This is a genomic window from Pseudoalteromonas sp. BSi20652, from assembly GCF_000239855.1.
In the GTDB taxonomy this organism is placed as follows: domain Bacteria; phylum Pseudomonadota; class Gammaproteobacteria; order Enterobacterales; family Alteromonadaceae; genus Pseudoalteromonas.
In genome coordinates this window covers 15,767-38,571 of record NZ_BADT01000091.1, presented here as the reverse complement: position 1 = coordinate 38,571, position 22,805 = coordinate 15,767, and the positions used below count along the sequence as shown (strand labels likewise).

The 22,805-nt window shown below is 40.5% G+C and carries 20 protein-coding genes and 2 pseudogenes; 15 read left to right on the top strand and 7 right to left on the bottom strand.

The window, feature by feature from the left end; genetic code table 11:
• Positions 1-7 precede the first annotated feature (7 nt).
• Together P20652_RS10610 and P20652_RS10615 are read left to right on the top strand one after the other, a co-directional pair.
• Positions 8-928 (top strand): acetyltransferase, encoded by a 921-nt coding sequence (locus tag P20652_RS10610; RefSeq protein ID WP_008168159.1) that lies wholly within the window; start codon positions 8-10, stop codon positions 926-928.
• Positions 925-2,184 carry a mechanosensitive ion channel family protein gene (locus tag P20652_RS10615; protein ID WP_008168157.1) on the top strand — a complete coding sequence of 420 codons (1,260 nt, stop codon included), beginning with the start codon at positions 925-927 and terminating at the stop codon, positions 2,182-2,184. Before P20652_RS10610 ends, P20652_RS10615 begins: the two co-directional genes overlap by 4 nt.
• Here the strand turns inward: P20652_RS10615 and chrA are convergent.
• Positions 2,141-3,295, bottom strand: coding sequence for a chromate efflux transporter (gene chrA / locus P20652_RS10620; RefSeq protein ID WP_008168155.1), 1,155 nt, complete (start codon positions 3,293-3,295; stop codon positions 2,141-2,143). The two genes, P20652_RS10615 and chrA, sit on opposite strands and share 44 nt — an antisense overlap.
• A 190-nt stretch (positions 3,296-3,485) precedes the next feature.
• Between chrA and P20652_RS10625 the strand changes: the two genes are divergently transcribed.
• On the top strand, positions 3,486-4,118 hold the full coding sequence (locus P20652_RS10625) for an OmpA family protein (RefSeq protein WP_008168153.1): 633 nt from the start codon (positions 3,486-3,488) through the stop codon (positions 4,116-4,118).
• Here the strand turns inward: P20652_RS10625 and P20652_RS10630 are convergent.
• Positions 4,115-5,893, bottom strand: coding sequence for an ABC transporter transmembrane domain-containing protein (locus P20652_RS10630; protein WP_008168150.1), 1,779 nt, complete (start codon positions 5,891-5,893; stop codon positions 4,115-4,117). The genes P20652_RS10625 and P20652_RS10630 overlap by 4 nt on opposite strands.
• An 88-nt stretch (positions 5,894-5,981) precedes the next feature.
• On the opposite strand from P20652_RS10630, the pseudogene P20652_RS17920 reads away from it, so the two are divergent.
• From P20652_RS17920 to P20652_RS17915, 5 genes and pseudogenes are all read left to right on the top strand, one after another.
• Positions 5,982-6,380, top strand: a pseudogene (locus tag P20652_RS17920) (DUF3224 domain-containing protein).
• 17 nt (positions 6,381-6,397) lie between these two features.
• Positions 6,398-6,580 (top strand): hypothetical protein, encoded by a 183-nt coding sequence (locus P20652_RS10635; RefSeq protein ID WP_008168146.1) that lies wholly within the window; start codon positions 6,398-6,400, stop codon positions 6,578-6,580.
• A complete protein-coding gene (locus P20652_RS10640) occupies positions 6,581-7,198 on the top strand; it encodes a LysE family translocator (protein WP_008168145.1) in 618 nt (205 codons plus the stop codon).
• A gap of 66 nt (positions 7,199-7,264) precedes the next feature.
• The gene (locus tag P20652_RS10645; protein ID WP_008168143.1) at positions 7,265-7,810 is read left to right on the top strand and encodes a PH domain-containing protein; all 546 of its coding nucleotides are present in this window, start codon (positions 7,265-7,267) and stop codon (positions 7,808-7,810) included.
• Positions 7,811-7,852: 42 nt separating this feature from the next.
• Positions 7,853-8,251: pseudogene (locus P20652_RS17915) on the top strand (DUF1801 domain-containing protein).
• A gap of 15 nt (positions 8,252-8,266) precedes the next feature.
• Here the strand turns inward: P20652_RS17915 and P20652_RS10650 are convergent.
• Positions 8,267-8,611 (bottom strand): rhodanese-like domain-containing protein, encoded by a 345-nt coding sequence (locus P20652_RS10650; protein WP_008168138.1) that lies wholly within the window; start codon positions 8,609-8,611, stop codon positions 8,267-8,269.
• 277 nt (positions 8,612-8,888) lie between these two features.
• Here P20652_RS10650 and P20652_RS10655 point away from each other — a divergent pair, with 277 nt between their 5' ends.
• The 3 genes from P20652_RS10655 to P20652_RS10665 are packed head-to-tail and all read left to right on the top strand — an operon-like array spanning position 8,889 to position 13,535.
• Positions 8,889-9,191, top strand: coding sequence for a metalloregulator ArsR/SmtB family transcription factor (locus tag P20652_RS10655; RefSeq protein WP_008168136.1), 303 nt, complete (start codon positions 8,889-8,891; stop codon positions 9,189-9,191).
• A gap of 5 nt (positions 9,192-9,196) precedes the next feature.
• Entirely contained in the window at positions 9,197-12,472 is a 3,276-nt protein-coding gene (locus tag P20652_RS10660) for an efflux RND transporter permease subunit (protein WP_008168134.1), read from the top strand.
• Positions 12,462-13,535: an efflux RND transporter periplasmic adaptor subunit gene (locus P20652_RS10665; protein WP_008168132.1), complete on the top strand. Its 1,074-nt coding sequence runs from the start codon at positions 12,462-12,464 to the stop codon at positions 13,533-13,535. The genes P20652_RS10660 and P20652_RS10665 overlap by 11 nt, the downstream gene beginning before the upstream one ends.
• Here P20652_RS10665 and P20652_RS10670 read toward each other — a convergent pair.
• Positions 13,528-14,205, bottom strand: coding sequence for a nitroreductase family protein (locus P20652_RS10670; protein WP_008168130.1), 678 nt, complete (start codon positions 14,203-14,205; stop codon positions 13,528-13,530). The two genes, P20652_RS10665 and P20652_RS10670, sit on opposite strands and share 8 nt — an antisense overlap.
• A gap of 187 nt (positions 14,206-14,392) precedes the next feature.
• Between P20652_RS10670 and P20652_RS10675 the strand changes: the two genes are divergently transcribed.
• From P20652_RS10675 to P20652_RS10690, 4 genes are all read left to right on the top strand, one after another.
• Positions 14,393-15,274 carry an ABC transporter ATP-binding protein gene (locus tag P20652_RS10675; protein WP_008168128.1) on the top strand — a complete coding sequence of 294 codons (882 nt, stop codon included), beginning with the start codon at positions 14,393-14,395 and terminating at the stop codon, positions 15,272-15,274.
• A gap of 9 nt (positions 15,275-15,283) precedes the next feature.
• Positions 15,284-18,862 carry a M1 family aminopeptidase gene (locus tag P20652_RS10680; RefSeq protein ID WP_008168126.1) on the top strand — a complete coding sequence of 1,193 codons (3,579 nt, stop codon included), beginning with the start codon at positions 15,284-15,286 and terminating at the stop codon, positions 18,860-18,862.
• A 172-nt stretch (positions 18,863-19,034) separates the two neighbouring features.
• Positions 19,035-19,346 (top strand): Bor family protein, encoded by a 312-nt coding sequence (locus tag P20652_RS10685; protein WP_008168124.1) that lies wholly within the window; start codon positions 19,035-19,037, stop codon positions 19,344-19,346.
• A complete protein-coding gene (locus P20652_RS10690; RefSeq protein WP_008168122.1) occupies positions 19,343-19,672 on the top strand; it encodes a Bor/Iss family lipoprotein in 330 nt (109 codons plus the stop codon). The genes P20652_RS10685 and P20652_RS10690 overlap by 4 nt, the downstream gene beginning before the upstream one ends.
• Positions 19,673-19,685: 13 nt before the next feature.
• On the opposite strand, the gene P20652_RS10695 is transcribed toward P20652_RS10690, so the two are convergent.
• From P20652_RS10695 to P20652_RS10705, 3 genes are read right to left on the bottom strand one after another with little or no spacing between them, the layout of a single operon-like run.
• Positions 19,686-20,924, bottom strand: coding sequence for an ABC transporter permease (locus P20652_RS10695; protein ID WP_008168120.1), 1,239 nt, complete (start codon positions 20,922-20,924; stop codon positions 19,686-19,688).
• The gene (locus P20652_RS10700) at positions 20,917-21,624 is read right to left on the bottom strand and encodes an ABC transporter ATP-binding protein (protein WP_008168118.1); all 708 of its coding nucleotides are present in this window, start codon (positions 21,622-21,624) and stop codon (positions 20,917-20,919) included. Before P20652_RS10700 ends, P20652_RS10695 begins: the two co-directional genes overlap by 8 nt.
• Positions 21,624-22,790 (bottom strand): efflux RND transporter periplasmic adaptor subunit, encoded by a 1,167-nt coding sequence (locus tag P20652_RS10705; protein WP_008168116.1) that lies wholly within the window; start codon positions 22,788-22,790, stop codon positions 21,624-21,626. The genes P20652_RS10700 and P20652_RS10705 overlap by 1 nt, the downstream gene beginning before the upstream one ends.
• Positions 22,791-22,805 lie beyond the last annotated feature (15 nt).

Genomic DNA, 22,805 nt, shown 5'->3' with positions numbered 1-22,805 from the left:
TACAGTTATGCTAAAAAAGTGGTTACCAAATTGGCTTAACGGCTTAATTGTAGGCTGCGTATTGTTTTCTAACATGATACTTTTTGGCTCGCTAGTATTTGTACTGGGCCTTGTTAAATTATTACTGCCTTTGCCTGTGGTTAACTCTATATTACACAGCGCTTACCGAGGTTGGTGTAACGGCAACCGTTTAGGGCTTTGGTTAGGTTGCCCTAATATTGTGGTTGATATAAGTGGCGACTTAAACTCAAAAAGTTGGTATTTACTTATTTGTAACCACGCGAGTTGGTTAGATATAACCGTACTGAGCTCATTACATGCATTGCCTGCCCCTAAGTTCTTTTTAAAAGACGGGTTAAAATACATGCCTTTTATTGGCACTGGTGCGTGGGCTATGGGTATGCCGTTTATGAAACGGGTAAGCAAAGCGCAACTCGCTAAAAATCCAAAGTTGAAAGGGTTGGATGTAGAGCGCACCAAGCGTAGCTGTCGTAATTTTCGTCATCATCCTACTACCATCATTAATTTTGTTGAAGGTACACGCTATACGCCAGCCAAACATAATCTGCAACAAAGTCCTTTTAAGCATTTATTAAAGCCCAAAGCGGGCGGCATTGCTTTTGCGCTTGAGGTATTAGCCGATCAATTTGATGCCATGCTTAATACAAGTTTAGTATATAGTGGTAAAACCGATCATGTTTGCCGTAACTTGTTAAAAGGTGAGTTGGATTCTATTTATGTTTCTATAGAGGTAACGCCCATTAATGACAATATGCAGGGCAGTTATCAAAGTGATGACGTATTTAAAGTTAATTTTCAACATTATGTTAATGAGCTATGGGTTGCGAAAGATCAGCAACTTGCCGGCATTTATGCTCAACAAGATTTACCTGAACCACAAATCAGTAAGGAAATTGAAACACTATGACCAATACTCACCTACAGGAATTAATCGCTCCTTGGTTTGAAAAAGTACCTGATGCGGATTTTCTTAGCTCTATTACCGCGATAGCAATTGGGGTGGTGTCGTTATTATTACTGTATTTATTCACTCGTCGTTTAATGTTGCCAGGCATTCAAAAAATAGTGACTAAGCTTTCTCCTGAGCGTATTGGTGCGCTATCTCCCATACTTAATAAATTAAACAAGCGCATTGCAGGAATGCTATGTTGTGTATTGTTTTTAGCTACATTTGATAGCGTATACCCTGTTAATGAGATTGCAGGAGAAATACTAAAAACGATAGGGCAAGCTTTACTCATTATTTACGGCGGTTTTATTTTTAGTAGTATTGTAAGTATTGCAGGTACTATTTATAACCAATTAGAGTTTGCCAGAGAAGTCCCTATTCAGGGCTTAATTCAGGTTGTTAAGCTAATCACTTTTATTGTGTGTGCTATTTTAATCGTGAGTATTTTTCTTGAGAAGTCACCTACTTATATTCTCTCTGGCTTTGGTGCTATTGCTGCGGTTACGTTATTAGTATTTAAAGACACTATTTTGGGGTTTGTGGCGAGTATTCAAATAGCGGCAAATCGTTTGGTAACCTATGGAGATTGGATTCAAGTAGATAACTACGGAGCCGATGGTGAAGTTATTGATTTGGGCTTAAACACGGTAAAAGTACGCAATTGGGATAACACTATTACAACAATTCCAACTTATATGCTGGTAGCAGGTTCGTTTAAAAATTGGCGCGGAATGCAAGACTCAGGTGGCAGGCGTATTAAGCGTTCACTCAATATAGATATGCACAGCATTTGTTTAGTGGGGGACGAGTTTAGAAAGCAAATTAATGCGGCTATTCCGCTGCATGAATTCATTCGAGTTTCGACATTACCAAACCCAGTTTCTAATTTAGGGTTATTTCGTCGTTATGCCGAAGGCTATTTAAAACAGCACAGTAAAATTAATACCTCCCTTACGTTAATGGTACGAGAGCTACAACCACTAAATCATGGTTTACCGATTGAGTTTTATTGCTTTAGTGAAGATAAACGCTGGATTTCGTACGAGCATTTACAGGCCGAAATAATGGATCATTTACTTGCGGTCTTGCCGGTGTTTGGTCTTAGAGCGTATCAAAGTGTTAGTGGGCAATTAAGCCCATCCAATACGCAGCAAGCAGATAAGCCAACATTTAAAGTAACGGCAAATAGTGCTGAAAAAGACCCGCAGCAATAAATAAAGTTAAGAGCCACCAAATAGGTGGCTTTTTAAATCGCAGCCATGCAAATGCAATTGTTACTAACGCAACTTGCCAAAGACTATGCACCGCTGATGTCCAAATTGGCGAATACAGTGCAGCAGCTAAAAAACCGACTACCGCTGCATTAAGCGCCGCTATTGAGCTTGCAAAACGTGGCTTACTTGCCAAATTAATCCAACTCTTTTGAAACGCGAGTATAAGTAAAAAACCAGGCATAAATATAAGTAATGTAGCTATAAGAGCACCCACTAAAGGTTGCTCAGTGGTAAGTTGTGCGCCTAAGTAAGTAGCAATAGTAAACATAGGCCCTGGCACTGCTTGTGCACTGGCGTAAGCACTTAAAAACTGATCATCACTCAATGCTGGTACGCCAGCTTGAAGTACCGGCAGTACTACGTGTCCGCCGCCAAACACCATTGCACCTGCCTGGTAAAAAGGGGCAAACAAAGCAAACTCTTGCCCAAGTGGAATAAAGCTAACACCAAGTAAGAGCGCAAATAACCCCAGTGCAATCCAATTAATATTACTGTTTTTACTGCTAACATCTTCCGTGGGAGTACCAAGCTTTAATAAAGGCCATATAGCACCTATCGTTGCAGCTATTATTAAAATAGCGATTTGAGTGCCCATCATTGGAAGTAACACCAAAGCAAGTGTACTCATTACCGCAAGCAATTTAAGCGCAGCACTTGTACAAAAGCTTTTAGCCATACTCAGTGTTGCATCAGCAACTATAACAACGGCAAATAACTTTAAGCCAGCAATAATAGCAAAGTAAACAGCGTCAAACTGATGGGCACTAACCGCAAGCAGCACCATTATTAAAAACGAAGGCAAAGTAAAACCTACAAAAGCAGCTATACCACCCAGTACGCCAGCACGCTCAACACCAATAGCAAAACTTACTTGGCTAGAGCCAGGCCCCGGCAGTGCTTGGCTTAAACTAATAAGTTGTGCGTAACGCGCGCTAGTTAACCAATTTAATGAATCTACAAAGTGGCGCTTAAAGTAACCTAAATGTGCAGCGGGGCCGCCAAAACTCATACACCCTAGTAAAAAAAACTGTCTAAAAATAGCAATTAACATTGCGCCAATATCCTTTGTAAAATTCATTAAATTGTCACAGCGTAGTATGACATTTTTATTAAAACGGCACATTAGTTTGAGGTCTGTTTAACAATCAAGCAAGATGCGTTGCTTTTAACACGCCCTTCATAGTTTGTTCATACATGTATTTGCATACTCTTACTAAATTCTTAATGAATAGGGTATCACCATGACTTTAACTAAATCACTTTTAAGCGTAACCGTAGTAGCTGTATTACTTTCGGGTTGCGAAATGAATAACACGGGTAAAGGAGCTGCTATTGGCGCTGCTGCCGGAGGTGTATTAGGTAAGGCTACGGGTAATCATAAAGATAAGCGTATTTTTATTGGTGCAGCTATTGGTGCACTAGCTGGCGCAGCTGTTGGCGATTACATGGATAAGCAAGAAGAAGCATTTCGTGATGAGTTAGCGGGTTCAGGTGTTGAAGTAGTGCGTGAGGGCGACAACTTACGTTTAGTTATGCCATCAAATATTACATTTGCGACTGATCAATCTTATATTTCATCAGGCTTTAACGATACGTTAAACGCAATTGCAAAAGTAATGAACAAGTACGAAAAAACCTACCTTAGTGTTGAAGGTCATACCGATAGCACAGGTCAAGATAGCTACAACATGAACCTATCGCGTGAGCGTGCTCAAAGCGTTAAAAACTACTTAGTGAACCAGCAAATCATGGCTACACGTGTTAGCACTATAGGTTATGGCGAAACTCGTCCAATTGCGACTAATGAAAGTGTAAATGGTCGTGCTCAAAACCGCCGTGTAGAAATTCAAATAGTGCCAAATACAGAAGGTTAGTCTTTATTAAACTGTAATTCACACAGTTTTTGATACAACGGGTTACTTGCTAACAATTCTTGGTGAGTACCCGTTGCTATAATCTCTCCATTTTCCATGACTACAATCACATCGGCATGTTTAACCGTTGCCAGCCTATGGGCAATAATTAACGTTGTTCTGTTTTGCATTAAATGCTCAAGCGCTGCTTGTACATGGTGCTCACTTTGAGCATCGAGTGCGCTGGTGGCTTCATCAAGAAGAAGTATTTCAGGGTCTTTTAATATAGCGCGGGCCAGTACAATACGCTGCTTTTGCCCACCCGATAACCTCACACCTTGCTCACCTAAAAAACTGTTATAACCTTGCGGTAATTGTTTAATAAATTCATCGGCATGCGCATACTTTGCTGCGGCATATACTTGCTCATCGGTTGCATTTGGGTTGCCGTAACGAATGTTATGCATTACATCGGAGCTAAACAAAATAGGGTTTTGCGCTACCATGCCCATTTTATTGCGCAGAGTATTAAGCGATAAATCTTTAATGTTTACATCTTTAAATTTAATGGCCCCACTGGCCGGATCGTAAAAGCGTTGTAGCAATTCAAATAATGTAGTTTTACCTGCGCCAGAAGGGCCAACAATTGCCACGGTTTGGCCTTGATTTATATTTAGGCTTATTTTATGAAGCGCGCTTACGTCTGGGCGAGAGGGATAGTTGAAGCTTATATTTTCAAGCGTAATAGCAGGGCTATCAATATTTTGCAGTAAATGACTATCTTGTGGATTTAGCGGGTTTTCTATCTCACTTTTAACAGCAAGTAATTCAAGTAATCTTGCCGCCGCGCCTGCTGCACGTTGAAGTTCTCCATACACTTCAGCAACGGTTGCCACTGACATTGCAACCATAATAGCGTAAAACACAAATGCACCTAGCTCGCCGCCGGTCATGGTACCTGCGAGTACGTCGTTACCATCCACCCATAACATAGCGCTAATGGCACTAAAAGTTAAAAAAATCACCACGGCTATTAAAAATGAACGTTGCTTAATACGTTTTTTAGCAACGTTGAAGGCTTTTTCGGTCTCAAGCGCAAAGGCATGTTGCTCTTGTTCTTCGTGGCTATAACTTTGCACTACTTTAATATTTTGTATGATCTCGCCAGCGTAGGTGCTTATGTCGGCAATGGCATCTTGGCTAGAGCTGGCTAGTTTGCGTACCTTGCGACCAAATATCATCATAGGGACAAGTACCAGCGGTACACAGGCTACAACCACTAAAGTAAGTTTTAAATTAGTAAATAGCAGCATAGCAAGTCCACCAATCAACATAAGTACACTGCGCAGCGCCATAGAAAATGATGAACCAATAATTGATTGCAGTAATGTGGTGTCGGTGGTTAAACGCGACATAAGCTCGCCACTGCGGTTTTCTTCAAAGTAGCTTGGGTGCAGGGTAACAATACGATTAAACACGGCTTTTCGAATATCGTTACTGACTCGTTCGCCAATCCACGACATTAAATAAAAACGGCTAAAGGTACCTATCGCTAATAAGCTGATTAAGCCAATGAGTACCAGTACAGCTTGCTGTAATTGATTTTTGGAGCCTGCAATAAACCCATGATCTATAACAAACTTAACACCTTGGCCTAATGATAAGTTCACACCCGCAGTGACCAATAGCGCGGCTAGTGCAGCGACTACCATCCATTTATACGGTTTTATAAAAGCAAAAACAGGTAATAAACTGCTAAAAGCAGCTTTCTCGGATGCGGAAGTGTTTTTTGACATAGTGGATTCTTTTTAAAGGTTAAGGTATAGATATGGCATCATCGGATTAAAAATCAATAGTATTAAATATCATCAATAAGGAATTGTTATGACAACAAAAATAATAAGCGGTGAATTTACAGTGGCTTTAGCGCCTATTGAAGGTTATACCAAAGGGCAGTAAGGTATTAACTTAGGACGCATGTCGATTGATAAAACATTTAAAGGTGACTTAAATGCTTCCAGCCAAGGCGAAATGCTGAGCGCCATGACACCCTCGCAAGGCAGTGCCGGTTATGTGGCAATAGAGCAAGTAATAGGCGAGCTTGAAGGCAAAAAAGGCAGCTTTGTATTGCAGCATTTTGGTACTATGGATAAAGGTCAGGATAGCCTAATTTTAAATGTAATCCCCGATTCAGGCACTAATGAGCTAGAAGGGTTAACGGGCAGTATGAAAATACGTATTGAAAACGGTGTTCATCATTACGATTTTCAATACACGTTATAAAATATACAAGGATTAAAATGCAAAAAGTAATCGAATTTAGAAAGACCCGTTTTTTGGGTGGGGTAGATATAGCCGCACTGAATGATCGCATACAGGAATTAAATCAAGATGGCTGGAAAGTAATAAACGCAGTGCCATTGACTGGCTTTTATGGGCAAGTGCACGGTTATACATTACTTATTGAAATTGACGAGCTTTAAATGACATTTACAGTATGGTTAAGCCTAGCGGCTATTTGCATGATGGGCGCAATGTCGCCAGGGCCAAGTTTAGCGGTGGTTTTAAAGCATTCACTTAACGGCAGTATGCAAAACGGTATGCTTGCCGCGCTCAGCCATGGTATAGGCGTTGGCTTGTATGCCGGTGCATCGTTATTAGGGTTAGGCGCTTTAATGACGCAGTTTCCAACTGTTTATCAAATACTGGTGTATTTAGGTGCGGCCTATTTGGCGTATTTAGGGATAAAAATATTACTAGCAAAACCTAGCAATAACGAACTTGAAGTACAAAAAAGTGAGGTAAGCGCAGCCAAAGCGCTGCAAGATGGTTTTGCCATAGCGTTTTTGAACCCCAAACTTGCTATATTCTTTTTAGCCTTGTTCTCACAGTTTATTGACCCTCAGCTACTTACTTTAAGTGTGGGTATAATTATGTGTTTAACCGTGTTTGTAATTGATACCGGCTGGTACTTGCTGGTGGCGTTACTGACAGAGGTTTCAAAAAACCGCTTTGGCTTTACCAAGCAAAACCCGTGGCTTGATAAAATACTGGGGGTAGTATTTATAGTCCTTGCGATAAAAGTCGTTATTAGTTTGTAAGATTGAGTAGAGATTATTGAAGTTTGCAGAGTGTATTTGTAGTTATATAGATAAAGGATTAAAACAATGACAAAACATATTTTAAAAAGTGCATCTTTCGACCCGAAGGTTCAGCAATATTGGATGCTAATGGCCACTTTTTTTAGTGTGCTAGCACTGGTGACGATTCCGTTGTTACCCATTGTTTTAGCGATAGTGTGGCTGGTGGGTGGGCGAATATTAGCGGCTATGTCGGCGCAATTACTTACGCAAAAACTAGTTGTAAAACGCGGGGTGTTTTTTAAAGAAGAAAAATCAATACCGCTCGAAAAAATAACCGATGTAGGCCTAAGTCAAGGCCCAATAATGCGCATGTTTGGGCTGTATCGTTTAAGTTTTGAAACAGCAGGGCAGTCTGGCCACGGTGCATTGGTGTCATTACTTGGTGTAGTTAATGCGAGTGAGTTTAGAGAGGCGATACTTGAGCAAAAAGATGTATTGGCTAATCAAGGTAAAACGTCGCAGCAGGCAACAGAGCAAAGTGAGAAAGAGCTACTGAGAGCACTTACTTATAGTGTTAAAAATATTGAGCAGATGCTACTTGTTTTACTTGATGAAAAACAACAAAAGTAATCTACCTTTAAGTATAGGTAGAGCGCTTATAAGGATGTTTTTATGGATACGTATATAAAAAATATATTTAATAATCATCCTGAGGCAGCTAAAAGTACGCTTATACAATTACGAGAGTTAATTTATACCGTAGCACAAGAGCAAAACTTAGGAGCTGTTGAAGAGTCTTTAAAGTGGGGAGAGCCAAGTTATAACACAATAAATGGCAGCCCCATTCGCGTAGGCTTTAAGGGCTCCTAGTGTTATTTTTTTCATTGCCAATCAAAGCTAGTAAGCACATTTAAAGAGTTGCATTCACACACTCTCACTTTTGAAGGTAACCGGGCAATTGTATTAAATAGTGAGAAGCCATTGCCAGAACACCCAGTTAAAGAGTGTATTAAATTAGCACTGACTTATCACAAAGTTAAACGCCTACCTTTACTAGGCGCATCATTATAAGTATTCAGTTGATGTTTAAAACACACTACATATTTGATTTGCGTCACAGGTAATTACGGTTACGTTTTCATAACCAACACGTGTTAACGCTTCTGCTCCGAGCGTTGCGCGTGCGCCACTAGCGCAGTGCACGTAAATAGGGCGTGCTGCGTCTTTTTCTATTTCCATCAACTTCATTTCGAGTAACCCGCGCGGAATATTAATAGCGCCTACCGCTGCTTTTGTTGCGTGTTCTGCAGGTTCGCGTACATCAATAAGTAAACCCTTGTTTTCGCTAATTTCGAGTTTTGCTTGCGCTGCGTCAATACGGCGTTGGTTAGGTGTGATAATTTTTAGTAAATCGGGAATTGATGTAAGCATGAGATTTATTCCTTAACGTTAAGTTTACGCAATAGTGTGAACATTGGATATCAATTGCTAAAAGCAAATTGGATTAAGTTTAGTGCAATTAAGTAGTAAGCCACATTCATCAGGGTTATGAAAAATTGTAGCAATACAGTTATAACAATCATGAGCTCGCACTTAAACAAAATATTTCATTTACTATATTAGATTTTTCTATATTAGTAAAACCTAATGTTAGACATTGCTAATATATATATTTATACTCTAGTCACTTCTATAATAAGAGCACGTTATGAACATCGACTTTAACGCAATGGCTGGCAATGTAGCTCAGGCTGAGCAGTTATTAAAAATTTTAGCTAATAAAAATCGTTTAATGATTTTATGTTGTTTGCAAGAAACAGAAATGAGTGTTTCGCAATTAAATGAAGCTGTACCTTTAGCTCAATCAGCACTTTCTCAACATTTAGCCGCACTTCGTAAAGCTAATGTCGTGGCTACCCGCCGTGAGAGCCAAACTATTTATTACCGGGTGATTGATCAAAATGCGGTGCATCTGTTGGGCACACTATACGGATTATTTTGTAAGGGCTAAGGGTTATGAGCATAATTGATAACGCAGTTAAAAGCAGCCTAAGCGGCCGTATTCCGGTTATTATTTTTGTGTTATCTATTTTGTTTGGCTTATTTGCTTTACAGCAAACGGCGCGAGAAGAAGAGCCGCAAATAATAGTGCCTATGCTCGATATATATGTATCGGCTCCTAACGTAGAAGCGCCTGAGGTTACCCGATTGGTGACTCAACCACTTGAAAAACTATTGGCCCAGCTTGGTGGTGTTGAACATATTTACTCAACCACACAAACTGGCGCTAGCGTGGTGACACTTAGGTTTGAGGTGGGCCATGATCGTGAACAAGCTATTTTAGATACCTACGCGAAGCTTAATAGTTACCAGCATACAATGCCTTCTGTTATTGAACACTGGCAAATTAGGCCCGTTGAAGTAGATGATGTTCCCATTGTTATGCTTGGGCTTTACAGCAAAGATCCGCAGCTGTATGGCGATTACGAATTAACGCGATTTGCTAACGAAATTGCTAATGGTTTACAACGTATTGAAAACACCAGCGAGGTAAAAGTGATTGCTGGGCGTAAACGCACGCTCACCATCAATTTAAATGCCAGCGCGTTGGCTGCTCACCAAACGACTATAAACGATGTACTTTACGCATTGAATATATCTAATCAGCTCACACAGGTAGGCAGTGTTATAAATGGCCAGCAAAAAATAGCCCTGCAAGCAGGTGACGTTTTACGTAATAAGTCTGCAGTAGAGCAGCTTGTAGTTAATGTAGTAAATGGTAAAAGTGTTTACTTACTTGATATTGCAAACGTGATTGACGGCCCTGGCGAGATTGAACATTACCAATGGCTTGCACAATCATCTAATGAGCAACACTCACCTATGGTCACATTAAGTGTGGCTAAGCAAACAGGCACTAATGCCGTGGCGGTGGCAAACGATGTTCATCAAATGATGGCTGAGTTATCACGCACGCTTTTACCGCCCGAAGTGAGTTATTCGGTATTAAGAGATTATGGGCAGACCGCCAATGAAAAAGTAAATAATCTAACATCAAGCTTGGTGTTTGCAGTATTTACGGTGGTGATATTTGTTGGGGTATTTTTGGGTTGGCGACCAGCCATTGTTGTTGGGTTAGCTGTCCCTATTTGCTATGGCATTACACTGGCACTGGATTTTGCGTTTGGTTATACCATTAACCGAGTAACGTTATTTGCACTTATTTTATCGTTAGGGTTATTGGTAGATGACCCAATTACAGGGATTGATAATATAAGCCGTTTCTTAAATAAAAAAGGCAACAAAAAACAGCAAATAGTTGGCGCAATGAGCGAAATTCGCGGTGCGTTACTGATGTCTACCTTGACTATTATGGTGGCATTTATTCCGCTGGCATTTATTACCGGCATGATGGGGCCGTACATGGCACCGATGGCATTTAACGTTCCAATCAGCGTGATGGTGTCTACCATTGTGGCGTTTTTTGTAACGCCTTGGCTTGCTATGAAGTTACTCAAGCCCAATACAGATACCCACACTGAAATTGAGCCAAAAATAAGTATTTATCAAACGTTATTAAGCCCATTGCTTGTCTCAAAGCAGCGTGCAAAATGGGTATTATGGGGCACATTAATTTTGTTTATTATTAGCGCCATGCTACCGGTTATGCGTTTAGTGCCTTTAAAGCTATTACCGTTTGATAATAAAAACGAGCTACAAGTATTAATAGACATGCCAGAGGGAACAAATTTAGAACGAACCGCTGCCTTTACTCAACAAGTGCAAACACTCACATGGCAATTAAACGAAGTAAGTGAAATAGCTGCGTACGTTGGTAAGCCTTCAAGTATGGATTTTAATGCGATGGTACGTGGGTATTATCGCCGTGAAGCTTCACATTTAGCAGAGCTAAGAGTGTTATTGATTGATAAGTCTGAGCGCGAGCATCAATCACATGCTGTGGTTATGCGCTTACGCAAACAGCTCGCACCTTTAGTAAAAGAAGGCATAGTAATAAAAGTTGTTGAGGTGCCTCCTGGGCCGCCGGTATTAAGTACCTTAGTTGCTGAGGTTTATCGAGATGATTTTGTTGATGAGCAAACCCACTACCAAGCCGCCAACCAATTAGCTGCACGTTTACAGCAAGAGCCGCATGTAGTCGAAGTGGATACGTCTATGGTTGCGCCCGCACCTTTACAGCGTTTTATAACCGATAAGCGAAAAGCAGCACTCAGTGCCATTTCCACTCAAAATATTGCCCAATCGTTAAGTGTTGCCACGCAAGGTGAAACCGTGGGTGTACTTTACGTAAGTAATGAAACAGAGCCTGTTGATATTAAATTACAGTTACCGTACAGCGAGCGTAATCAAATTTCGCAATTACTTGCACTGCAAGTAAGAGGTGACAGAGACTTAGCTAAAACCAGTAATGAATTTGGTTTGCAAAGTGCACCTAGGCCATTAGTGTCGCTTTCAGAATTAGGTGAATTTACGCAACATCAGGTTGCAGATATTCGGGTTCGTAAAGATCAACGCGATGTAATTTATGTTATGGCTGAGCTAAACGGGCGAACGCCGGCAGAGGTTATTGCAGACGTAAATGCTGATTTTAACGCCGGGCCTAACTATTTTGAAAAAACACCATGGATAAACCGCCACTTTTTTAACAACGGGGGCACTGCGCCATGGCAATTACCACAAGGCACTTATGCCAACTTTAGTGGTGAGGGAGAGTGGCGCATTACCATCGATGTGTTTAGAGATATGGGGATTGCATTTGCCTTTGCGCTTAGTGCCATATTTATTATTTTACGGGTACAAACACAATCTGCGAGCTTGTCGTTAATTATTATGTCGGCTATTCCGCTCACTGTCATAGGTATTATGCCAGGCTTTTGGTTACTAAATCAGTTTGGGGAGCGCGTTATAGCAGGCGCTCCTGAGCCGGTATTATTTACCGCTACAGCGATGATTGGGATGATTGCCCTTGCTGGTATTGTGGTACGTAATTCGCTCATTTTAGTTGAATTTATTAATCAAGCACGAGGCCAAGGCATGGCTATAAAAGATGCGCTGGTTGCTGCAGGAACAGTGCGCATGCGTCCTGTATTACTAACCGCAGGAACGACCTTATTGGGTAACTTAGTCATCACACTAGACCCTGTATTTAGCGGGCTCGCGATTGCGATAATTTTTGGTATTGTGGCGTCTACTGTATTTTCGTTATTTGTAGTACCGCTTGTTTATTATTTAGTGTTTGCAAGTTCAGAGGGTGAAGCGCATGCAGGGTAAATCAAAACTATTGGGCGCTTTAATCGCTTTATTGGTAATTATTATGGCTGTGTTTTATATGGCTGGCATTTTTTCTGACCAGAAAAGCGCAGGGTTAAAAGAATCACAACACAGTAATTATCAGGGAGAGCGTGTCACGATTGTCCTGCAAAGCATTACCGGTATTGAGCAGGTGCCGGGTAGTGTAATTGCAAAACAAAATACGCAAATTTCATCAAATGTGATGGCGCAGGTTGAGCAGCTAAAGGTACGAGCAGGCGATAAAGTCACTAAGGGCGATTTACTTATTACCCTCAAGCAAGATGATTTTAAAGCGGCGTTGGCACAAAGCGACGCTAATATTAACGCGGTGCAGGCATCGTTGACGCAAGCTCAAAAGCAATTAGACAGAATGACCAACTTAAATGCCAAGGGGTTAGTATCCGTTAGCGAATTAGATGATGCTAGAGCTAAATTTGATAACCTCACAGCTAATTTAGCCGCCGCTAAGCAGCAGCAAGCACAGGCCAAAGTGACACTAAATTATACTCAAATAACTGCACCCATTTCGGGGGTCGTGGTTGAGCGCTTGACTGAACCTGGCGATACCGCAATACCGGGTAAGCCACTCATTACTGTGTATAACCCATCACAATTACAGGTTGAATTTAATGTACGTGAACAACAAGCAGTAAAATTAAAACTAGGGGATAGCTTGAGCGTGGTACTGCCATCGCTCAATTTAACTATTTCGGCTACAGTGAGTGAAATAGTCCCTGTTGCCGACAATAGCGCGCGCAGCTTGCGTATTCGTTTAGACACGAATACACAATTAGGCTTGCTCCCTGGGCTTTACGCACAGCTACAATTGCCCACAAAAAGCGCTCAAGGTATTTTAATTGAGCCAAGCTGGGTGCATGAGTTTGGTCAATTAAGCATGGTGTATGTGTTGGAGAACGAAACGCTAGTTAAACGTTTCGTCCGTTTAGGCACCAGGGTAAATAATAAGCAGCATGTGGTTGCTGGCCTCAAAGAAGGGGATGTACTGGCTATTGATTATGCCCCCTTGCAAGGTATTAAATAAAACTGGCTATTTCATCAATCGATTTTTTATCTAGGGCATGCATCGGCACTGTTGCATGCTCATCGGGGTAGCCTGTAATTAATAGAATGTAAGGGCGTTCGTTGTCTTTATCTCGGTCACAAATGTCCGTTAAAAAACTCATCGGTTTTGGGGTGTGGGTCAGTGTTGCAAGGCCTGCACGGTGCAGAGCTTGTATTAAAAACCCCGTTGCAAGCCCAACAGACTCATGCACATAATAATTTGTATTTTTATCATCGGTACTCACACCGCCCTTTTTTTGACTAAATACAGCAATAAGCCAAGGTGCATGCTCTAAATAGGGTTTGTTAGCATCGGTGCCTAAAGGCTTTAATGCATCTAACCATTCATCGCCTGCTCGCCCTTCGTAAAAAGAACGCTCTAGCTTTTCAGCCGCATCGCGTATTTGCTTTTTAACATCTGCACTATTAATAGCCACAAAATGCCAAGGCTGGTGGTTTGCACCACTGGGTGCCGTACCCGCTGCTTTTATGCAGGTTTCGATAATCTCTTTTGGCACTGGGCGGTTGCTAAAGCTGCGAATACTATGACGACGTTGGCTCGTTTGTAAAAATTCATTTGCACGGGCTAACATTTCATCGTGTGGGTATTCTATAAAATCGGTCAATGGCTGGTTTTTATGTTCTTGCATGGCTTTTCGCTTCTTATAAAAAGTATATGTGGTTTTTATACCGAGTGAATACAGTACAGGCAAGTGTTATGAGTTTAAAATATGTTTATTTGTTGTTACAAATTTAACCAGCAAGTAACTTATGTTCCTATTTTCCTTGTGGTATAAAACATCATAAAAATAATTACTTATATTGAAGGAAGCAAAAATGCTATCAATAACAGGGTTATCAAAAACCTACGACAACGGCGTACATGCACTGCAAGGCGTTGATTTATCAATAGGTAAAGGTATGTTTGGACTGCTTGGGCCAAATGGTGCCGGTAAGTCATCATTAATGCGCACCATTGCAACGTTACAATCCGCCGACGCGGGTTCAATTACCTTTGATGGTATTGATGTGTTTAAAGACCCACAAGCACTGCGCCAACGCTTAGGTTACTTACCACAAGATTTTGGTGTGTACCCGCGTGTTAGTGCTTACGACTTACTGGACCATATGGCTGTTTTAAAAGGAATTCATAATAAAGCAGAGCGTAAAGAGTCGGTTGAAGGATTACTTGCGCACACTAATTTATATCAACATCGCTCAAAAGCGGTAAGTGGTTTTTCCGGCGGTATGCGCCAGCGTTTTGGTATTGCACAGGCATTACTGGGCGACCCAGATTTACTCATCGTTGATGAACCAACCGCAGGTTTAGATCCTGAAGAGCGTAACCGTTTTCATAACTTATTGGTTAGTTTGGGTGAACAAAAAGTCGTTATATTATCAACCCATATAGTAGAAGACGTGGCAGAGCTATGCCCTAATATGGCCGTACTGGCTGGCGGTAAAATTTTACTAGAAGGTAACCCGATTGCGCTTACCGATAAACTGCAAGGCCAAATTTGGCGCAAAGCCATGAGCCAAGAAGAGGCACAAGAACTCGAACCACGGCTGCCTGTTATTTCTAAACGCTTATTTGCTGGGCAAACCATATTGCATGTATTAGCCGAACAAGCCCCTGAAGGTTTTCAACCAAGCCATGCAAACCTAGAAGACGTGTACTTTTCTACTTTACTCAATCATCGTAACAGCCAGGTAGCATAAGGAGGCGTTATGTTTTTTAATATGCTTGTGTTTGAGCTGCGTTATTTTGTGCGTCAGCCTTCGTTTTATATAACCTTTCTAATGTTCTTTATTATGGCGTTTTTTATAAGCTCTAGTAGTAAATTTCCACTTGGTGGGGCTAATGTTCATATGAACTCGCCGTTTTCGATTATGCTTTTAACCGTTACATTTTGTACGCTTGCGATGTTTTTAGTGGTTAACTTTGTTGCCAGCTCCGCTATTCGCAACAGTGAAAGCAAAATGGATGAACTGGTTTTTAGTAAACCTGTTAATCCTGTGCCTTATCAAGCAGGGCGTTTTTTTGGTTCTTACATAGTTGTACTTATTGTATTTTTAAGCGTGCCATTGGGTGTGTTTTTAGGGTCGCAATTTGGTTTATTGGTTGGCTGGCTCGATAGCGAATTGATTGGTCCAAACAAGTTAATGTATTACGCTGCACCTTATCTTTATTTAGCAGTACCAAGTTTGCTGGTGCTTTCGGCTATTTTTAATAGTGTAGCGGTCTATTTTAAAACCATGATGTCGGTGTATGTAGCAGCTGTTGTGATTTTTATAGTTTATCAAATAGCTGGCGTTTACTTTGATGATTTAGCATTTAGAAATATTGTTGTTTACGCCGACCCATTTGGATCTGGTTCGTTAATTGATTTAACACGTTATTGGACTGTAAATGATAAAAATACTGAAGTGCTCACTCTCAGCGGTGATTTGTTAGTTAACCGTATTTTGTGGATTGTACTAGGCTTAGCTATGTTTTTTAGCCTTGGAAAACTAAGTAACCGCATAGTAGCTAAAAAACAGAAAAAGCAATTTAAAGTTTCTGCTTTTGTACAAAATAAACAAGCTGCACTTATCAGCAGTGCTAAAAATTATAAATCAGCGGGGGTTAGTACTAAATCTCAGCTAATAATGCGCAGTATATTTGAACTTAAACAAGTTATATTTAGTGCTCCTTTTATGATTTTAGCCGGTGTAAGTATTGTAACGCTTATGATCCCACTGTTTGCTCCCATTGGCGCTTACGGTACAACTAACTGGCCAATTACCGCGAATATGGTCAATATTATTAGCGGTATTTCGGGTTTATTTTTATTTGTTATTATCGCTTTTTATAGCGCTGAGCTTGTTTGGCGAGAACGTCAAAGTGGCATGGGCGATATTGTTGACAGCTTTCCGGTGCATAATAGTGTTTTTTGGGTGTCAAAAATACTGGCTTTAATCGCCGCTATTTCTGGGCTGTTCCTCGTGGGAATGATACTTACAATTACAGTTCAGTTATTTAAAGGTCAATTTAATTTAGAGTTAGGACAGTATTTATTTAGGATTGTTTATTTATCGATTTTACCGTTAATTATGCTTACGGTACTCGCCTTCTTTTTACAAATTATTAGCCCGAATAAATATGTAGGAATGGGCTTGTTTATTTTGTATTACATAGTGCAAACAGTAATGGATTCTTATGGGTTTGAGCATAATATGTTCCATTTTAGCCAAAGCAGTAGCGTACCGTATTCTGATATAAACGGCTATGGACACTTTTTACAAGCAGCGCATTGGTACACATTATATTGGGGCGCGTTAAGTCTTATTTTAGCTATTGTTGGGTTTGCATTATGGCACCGCGGTCCTTCACAAACGCTGCGTACACGCCTGTCTATGCTTCGTTACAATATGTCGTTAAAAGGGCAAGCGATTGCGGTTATTAGTGCATTAGTGTTTGTTGGTGCAGGCTACAATATTTATAACAACACGCGAGTTTTGAATGAGTTTACTACGAGCGATGAGTTTCAAGACAAGCAAATAAGTTATGAGCAGCAGTTTGCACAATACAAAGACTTAGCACTACCTATGGTGACCGATGTTGACTTAACTGTTGATATTTTTCCAAAAAAGCGTGCTTTAAGTGCTGTGGCAAAAATTAAGTTTACTAATACATCTAATGAGCCAATTTCGCGAGTGTTAATAAGTTCACCGCAACACGCCAAAAGCTGGGATGTAACAATGGCTGGCGGTAAAATTGTTGAAAAATTACCAGCGCTTTATTCTGCATGGTTTGAATTTGATCAGCCCCTTATGCCAGACGAGGTAAGAGAAGGGCAGCTGTCTGTCACTCGCGAGCATACAGGCTTTACCGATAGTGGCTCTGATACACAGTTAGTGGCTAATGGCACTTTTATTAATAACTTGGAACTCCTTCCTAGTTTTGGTTATAACCGTGGTTTACAGGTAGCTGATAAATTTGAACGCCGTAAGCATGATTTACCTGAGCTTGAACGTGCCCATAAGCTAGAAGACAGTCAGTACTATACACAAAGTGATTTTGGTGCAGCTAATGGGTTTATTAACTTTAAGGCGACGGTAACCACCGACGAGTCGCAATTTGCGATTACCCCAGGGTATTTACAAAGTGAAAGTGTAAAAGATGGACGCCGCACTTTTGTTTATGAAATGGATGCGCCTATTTTAAACTTTTATGCGGTGCAGTCGGCCGAACTGGAAAGTAAAAAGGTTGAGCATAACGGTGTAAATATTGAGGTGTACTACCACAAAAATCATGCATGGAATGTTGACCGTATGATTGAATCGGTACAAGACTCGATAGATTATTTTACACAAGCATTTGGTCCCTATCAGCATAAGCAATTACGTATTATTGAATTTCCTAGGTACCGCTCATTTGCGCAAAGTTTTGCTAATACCGTGCCTTATTCAGAAAGCATTGGTTTTGTTACAGACTCAAGGGATGAAAGTAAAATTGACCTACCTTACTATGTAACCGCACATGAAGTGGCGCATCAGTGGTGGGGGCATCAAGTGTCGGGAGCCAATGTAGAGGGGGCCGCCGTTATGTCTGAGACGCTTTCACAATACAGTGCGCTTATGGTGCTTGAGAAACGCTTTGGCCCAGAAAAGCTACGTAAGTTTTTAAAATACGAGTTAGATAGGTACTTAATGGGCCGCACTGGGGAAGCGTTTGAAGAAATGCCACTATATAAAACACAGTCGCAACAATATCTTCATTACAATAAAGGATCAGTTGTGATGATGGCGATTTATGATCGTTTAGGTGAAAAACGTTTAAATAATGCACTCAAAGCATTTTTAAATGAATTTCAGTACCAATCAACGCCATACCCAACAACGCTTGACTTACTTAGTTATTTAAAACAAGACGCAACGCAAGCTGAGCAAAGCTTTATTGATGATCAGTTTAAATATATCACTTTGTATGAGCTAGAAATGAAAGAGGTTTCAATTTCAGACGAAGCCGACAGTGATGGCTTTTATAGCGTTACGTTAAACGTTGAAGCTGTTAAGCAACGTGCTGATGGTCAAGGTGAAGAAACAGAGCAGCCACTCGACGAGTTAATTGATATTGTGTTGTTTAGCGATGATCCTGAAAACCTACTCGCTGAAGATTTTGTGATTTACTCACAAAAACACCAAATAGTAACGGGCACTAATATCATTGAGTTAAAGGTTAAAGAAAAACCTTTATTTGCAGGGGTAGATCCGTACGTAAAACTGGTTGATAAAGACAATGTAAATAATTTGGCTAAGTTTTAATAGCTGACACAACATTTACTCAAAGGCCGCAATTTTGCGGCCTTTTTTTTGTGTAAAAAACTGTTTGAAATCTGTAAGGTTGGCTACATTTTTCACACAGCTTCTTACTCATTATGTTACTGGTTTACTGTAAAGTTTATTTACTGAAAGTGAGTATCAAGTAAGGACAAACATGAAATCATTAATAATGGGATTTGTAGTATTGGGCTTAAACGCCTGCTCTGCGGTTACCATACAGCCACAAGCCATCGCAAAAATTACAAGTAAAGCGACTTACGAAGATAGCCGTCCATTTTATTTATGGGGGTTAGTGGGAGAGGAGCGTGTGGATGTAAAACAGATTTGTACAGATACGCAAGCTGCTCAAATGCAGTCGCAGCAAACATTTAGCGATGGTGCGTTGAGTTTAATTACGCTAGGTATTTATTCACCACATACCGTGAAAGTGTGGTGTGAAGAGCAAAATACGCAGGAGGCGTTATGAATCTTAAATTACTCTTAGGTAGTATTACGTTTGCTATGTTAACTGGCTGCACAAGTATTTACTTTGATAATGGTGTACCTGAAAAGGTTAATAACCAATCGCATCTAAGCTCTCAGTGGCATCATAACTTTGCATATGCCTTATATGAGGGGTCTGATGCAGTTGATTTAAGTGAGCATTGCCCGCAAGGACAATGGCAAACGGTGCATACTTATAAGTCATTTAGTAATGCAGTGGCAGAGGTTGTTGTTAACCAGGTAGGCCCAGTTTGGTACCCTAGAACAGTTGAAGTACAATGTAATAAGGTACCATTTAAAGCAAAATAATTATTTAAAATAGTTATTCGTAACGTAGTGCATCTATAGGGTTTAGTCTTGCTGCTTTAATAGCAGGGGCTATACCAAATATAATTCCAATCATTGATGTAAATCCGAACGATAGCATTACAGCCCATGCTGGTATATATGCATCAGGCATGCTTGGGACTAAGAACGAAATAAGCCCTGCAGCGCCATATCCTATAAGAAGCCCTATTAAGCCACCAAAGAGCGAAAGCACAACGGCTTCAACTAAAAATTGCAGCATAATAAAGCCAGGCGTTGCGCCTAGTGCTTTTAATGTACCAATAACGCGTGTACGTTCAGTTACCGACACGAGCATTATGTTCATAACACCAATGCCGCCAACGAGTAAGCTAATGCCAACAATACCCGCAGTAATAGCGGTAGCACTGCTGGTAAACTTATCTATTTGGGCGCGAGATTTTTCAGCGGTTTCAAATTCAAAGTCGTTTTCATCTTTCTCTTTTAGTTTATGTAGTTGGCGTAATACACGGGTTATTTTTGCAAGCACTTGTTCTTCGTTAGTACCTTCATTTAACCTAAACATAATTTGCACATTAGTTTGTGTATTTCCGCCTTCTAAAGCACTCATGGTACTAATTGGAATATTAATGTAATCATCTTGGTCAAAGCCAAATAAGCTACCTTGTTTTTCAGCAACACCAATAATTCTAAACCATTCACCACCTAGTTTTATATATTCACCTACTGGGTTTTCAGGAAGGTTTAGCTTTTCTATGATTGAAGGGCCGATAAATGCGACTCTTCTACGCTTATCATCATCTTCAGCACGAATAAAGCGGCCGAGTTCAGGGTAGGTACGATACGCTTTTTGATAGTCTTGCTCAGTACCGATAACACGCGATGAATGGCTTTTATTTCCATACTCAGCGCCGCCCGAAAAACGCCAGGTAAACATTTGGGCAGTTAGCGTTTCAGCTTCTTTTATACGCGACTTTAAAGCTAAAAAATCGTCGTAGGTAAGCTTGGCATTTTTACCAACCATTTCGAGTTCGACACTGGTGTAAGCCTTTATTGTTGTTACATCTGGCGACATATCAGCAAATTGATCATTTATTTGCTTTGTAAAACCCTGCATTACTGCAACTACAGTAACTACGGCGGCAACACCAATAATAATGCCCAAACAGGTCAGTGCGCTGCGCATTGCATTAGCTTTAATAGCTGAAAAAGCCGCTTTAGTGCCTTCCATTATGGCAAGAGCTGATTTAAACATGCTGCTTAATTCCTTCATCTTTAGTGACATCACTTACCACTTTACCGTCGACCAAACGAATTACGCGTTGGCAATGATCGGCAATTTCTTGCTCATGTGTTACTAAAATAATAGTGTGACCTTCGTTATGCAGCTCATCAAATAAAGCCATAATTTCGCGGGTCGTTTTACTATCAAGGTTACCAGTAGGTTCATCTCCTAATAATATATGTGGTTTAGTGACTAAAGCGCGGGCAATAGCAACACGTTGACGTTGCCCGCCTGATAGTTGGCTAGATAAATGATTAACTTTATCACCGAGGCCTACCCGCTTTAGTGCTTTTAGGGCTTGTTGCTTGCGCTGTTTGCTAGGAATAAAGCGATACACTAAAGGCTGCATTACATTTTCTAGTGCGGTTGCACGTGGTATTAAGTTAAAGCTTTGAAATATAAACCCAACGCTTTCATTACGCTGATGAGCAAGCTCTGTCTCGGTCATACTTTTTACTAGTTTGTCTTTTAAGTAGTACTCACCACTACTGGGTGTATCTAAACAGCCTAATAAGTTCATTAAAGTCGACTTGCCTGAACCAGAAGGTCCTATAATCGCCACGTACTCGTTTTGCATTATATGTACGTTTACATCATCAAGTGCTTTGAATACCTCTGAGCCCATTTTGTATTGTTTATTAATATGCTCAAGTTTGATTACCGCAGACATTAGGCATCTTCCTTGTCTGCATCTGATTTAAGTTTTACCACATCACCTTCAGTCAGGAGACTTATTGGGCGCGCAGGACCAATAACTATTTTGTCGCCCTCAGTTAAGCCGTCAGTAATTGCTTGCTCTATATCAGATGATATTCCAACAGTTACGGCAATTTTGCTAACTGTGTTATCGCTATTAAGTCGCCATACAAATGTTTTATCGTCTTCTTTTTGGATTGCTTCTATTGGAAGTTTTAAACCATTTTCGGCAATGCTTGTTGCGATCTCTGCTCTACAACTCATTCCTGCATATAGCTGGCGCTCAGTAGTATCGAGCAATACTTTTACTTTAAACGATAAACCTTGAGAGCCGGCTTGGTTTTTAGCTGATGTACCAATATTGATTACTGTGCCGCTAAATGGTTTATTTGGGTATGCGGCAGCATAAATATTCGCTTTTTGGTTAAGCTTAATACTCGCAATGTCGGTTTCATCAACACGTAGCTCGGCTAAAATAGCGCTTGGGTCGGCTACTAGCATTAAATCAGAGCCAATAATATTAGTAGTACCAGCTATAACGGTTTCACCTTCTTTAATATTTACTGATGCAAGCAAGCCGCTCATTGGCGCTCTAAATACACTTTTACTTAAGCGATCTTGCGCAATTTGTAGTGACGCTTGTGCTTGGTTGTACGACTCTATTCGTGATTCAATATCGATTTTAGCCAGGTCGCGTGCGCTTTCAATATTTTCAAAGCTTTCTTGATTACCTAAACCTACATCGTATAAATCTTTTTGTCTTTTAAGTTGGCGCTCTAGGTTAGCAAGGCGTGTTTTATTATGTTTAATTTCAATTTCTGTGGCGCGAAGGATTGCTTTACTGCGGGTAACTTCTGATTCAAAAGCAGTTGTATCAAGGCGCATTAACATATCGCCTTGTTTAACTCCCTGGCCTTCTTGAACAAATATTTTATCTACTCGGCCTGTTACTTCAGAGCGTAATTGCACTTGTGTATTAAAAACTAAATTACCTGAAGCCATTATTGAGTCAGCAATGTCGCCTAGCTCTACTTGAGCAATATTTACTTCAGCTTGTTTTTCGTCGCCAGAAATTTTTTTTGATACAATTAGGGCTATAAATGCGCCTACAGCCAGTATGATGATTATTGCTTTTTTCATTTTATCTATCCGTGA